Source organism: Saprospira grandis DSM 2844, assembly GCF_000275825.1.
Taxonomy (GTDB): Bacteria; Bacteroidota; Bacteroidia; order Chitinophagales; family Saprospiraceae; genus Saprospira; species Saprospira grandis_A.
This window is the reverse complement of sequence record NZ_JH719942.1, coordinates 1,175,908-1,177,926: the sequence shown is the minus strand read 5'-3', so window position 1 is coordinate 1,177,926 and position 2,019 is coordinate 1,175,908. Positions and strand designations below refer to the sequence as shown.

Genomic DNA, 2,019 nt, shown 5'->3' with positions numbered 1-2,019 from the left:
CTGTACTGCTCCTTCGGTATATCCTCCTGCTGAGCGCCTAGAAAACTGGCAATAATAGTCTCTAAGACTGTTTTTCCTTGGCCAACTGTTTTTATACGGCCCCAAAACTTTTTGGCCTTTGTTAGGGCTGCTTTAAAGGATTGGTACTCTGGGTCTTCAGGGCTGAGTTGAGCGAGCAGTTCGCTCAGGCTTTTATACTGCAAATAGCTTTCGTTCAAAAGAGCTTGCTCTTGTTGGTAACTGTTTTTTGCCGCAATAATTTCCTTTTTGCTTTGCATTTTACTGGGATTAAGTAAACTAATAAAGAAGATAAGGATAGTGGCGAATGCTTTCATGTTATTTTGATTTTTTGTTTATAGGTCACTACCCCCCCAATATACAGTTTGTTTATTCCTTTTTGAATAAAGTAGGTCGCTAAAGCATCTGTTTTCTGCTAAACCGTCTTTTTGCAGCCTAGAAGTTCATCCCAAAATGGCCGAAGGCCAAAAAAAACAAAGCCCCAAACGGAAGTTTGGGGCTTTGAGACTATCTAAGTTTTTTGCTAATAATTACATTAGTAGAGCTAAGAATTTGAGGCATAAGTAGTATAGGGCTATCCTTATCAAGTAGTTTTGATGAGAATGAGAGACTGACAATTTCATCTCCAGCATCATTTAGGCCCTTATAAACTGATTGAAGGTCAATTTGAAAATGAGCTATACTTTGCTTTTGTTGGCCCGGCTCTATTTGGCCTTTTAGCTCATCCATTTCTCCCTCTGAGGCCTCTCGAATTAAATATTCTTCTTTTTTTTGCTTAATGACAAAATCAGTCTTCGTTTCGCCTTTAACACCCTTAATTATATTATCCGTGGCAACTTCTCCTTCTGTGGGGTCTCGTTCAATGGCTTCTTTAATTTTAACCACTGTAGCTTGTTCTTTGTACTTTTGCTTTTCCGTGGAAAAAGCCTGGGCCAATGGCTCACTAATTAAGACCGTAAAAGAACTGCTTTCGGTAATTATATTTCCTTTTTCTTCTACAGAAAAGGTCGTGGGCGTACTAGCTGGCAACTCATACTGCTTACTACTAGCTTTGTCGCCAGCTTTTGTGAGCATCATGCTTAGTTTAGCTGCCTTAAAATAAGGCTTTGGTTTAGCGGCTGGAATAAGAAGACTATCTATGCTGATAGAATAGATCTGGCCCTCAGCAGTAGCAAAGTGAATATGGAACTGTTGCTCTCTTTGAAAGAAACTCCTTTTTGGAGGAAGTGTAGCTTGTTTAAAAGCATCTTTGTAGGAGTCTATGGCCAGGAAAGCGGTATGCGCCCGACCACTTAGGTTGCGCCAATTCTTGGAGTTGTGTTTAACGGCTTCTTTATAGTATAGTGCCTCTATTTTTTTGTCATCAAACTGGCTTAATTCGGCTAAAAGGGCGGCCTGTAAGTCTGCTCTTTTGATTTCTTTAGCTAGTTTTTCTACGGCCTTGGCAAAGGCTAGGGGAACAGCACTTTCTAAAGGGCCAACAATTTCGGCCAAAAAATACAACTGCTTAAGCAGAAGCAGACGATCCATTTCTTTGGGAATCTCTTTTGAAGCGATGAGCTTTTCTAAGGATTTTATCGCAGGATGAATCTGCTCTTTCCATGCTGTTAATCCGTAGCTGAATCCTAGGTGTTTAACTTTTAGGCCAAGACCATTGATTTCTTCTTGAAATTGATAGAAGGTAAATGCATATCCTAACTCTTTTTCTGCTGTTCTAAGTGAGTTATCTACTTTGACCTTAGCTAAACTTTGAGCAAAGCAATCCTCAATAGTATTGAGTTGAATAAGCCCTAGTTGAGTTCCTGATAGCTGTGCAATTAAACCCTCAATTAGTGCTTTAGCCATAGGACTTTGGCTAGCTTTAGCTAAGCTATTTAAGCTGTCTAAAAGCTCTGCCTTTTGCCAAATAAAATCGGCCAGCGACAAAGTACTATCAAATTCTAGTTTAACCTGGGCTAAATATTCCTCTTCTTCTTTTGCTTGTTGCTCTTCTTTGGCCAA

Annotated in this window: 1 protein-coding gene and 1 pseudogene; both read right to left on the bottom strand. The window is 39.7% G+C overall.

Translation table 11 applies throughout. The features are described from left to right. Positions 1 to 335: pseudogene (locus SAPGRDRAFT_RS23085) on the bottom strand (hypothetical protein); the annotation flags it as partial. A gap of 190 nt (positions 336 to 525) precedes the next feature. Beyond that, on the bottom strand, positions 526 to 2,019 hold a 1,494-nt coding region (locus SAPGRDRAFT_RS05440), incomplete at its 5' end, for a hypothetical protein (protein WP_037349863.1).